Source organism: Pseudoalteromonas sp. SIMBA_162 (assembly GCF_046535955.1).
GTDB classification, from domain to species: domain Bacteria; phylum Pseudomonadota; class Gammaproteobacteria; order Enterobacterales; family Alteromonadaceae; genus Pseudoalteromonas; species Pseudoalteromonas marina.
In genome coordinates this window covers 1-276 of record NZ_JAWJBQ010000335.1, presented here as the reverse complement: position 1 = coordinate 276, position 276 = coordinate 1, and the positions used below count along the sequence as shown (strand labels likewise).

1 pseudogene is annotated in these 276 nt (G+C 69.9%); it reads left to right on the top strand.

Going from position 1 to position 276, the window contains the following annotated elements:
* Positions 1–276 (top strand): annotated as a pseudogene (locus R0J88_RS19935) (hypothetical protein); the annotation flags it as partial.

The window sequence follows — 276 nt, the reverse complement described above, 5'->3', positions numbered from 1 at the left end:
CTGGCTGGATGGTGTCGATGCCTGGCGGCGTGGCGAGCGCCAGTCGGTGCTGGTGGCCCTGCTGGCCGTCGAGGACAAGGGCCTGGCGCGGCTGGGCAATGCCGTCTGGCAAGCCGCGACGGCGGTGTCGCCGCAGTCTCTGGTCGAACAGGGCCTGAAGGGGGCGGAGATCGGGCGTGCGCTCAGTAAACAGCGCCAGCAGGCCATCGAGCAGGCGCTGAGCGAATGGCAGGCCATGCCGGAAGTGCACGCGCCTCATTGCGGCTGCGGACACAG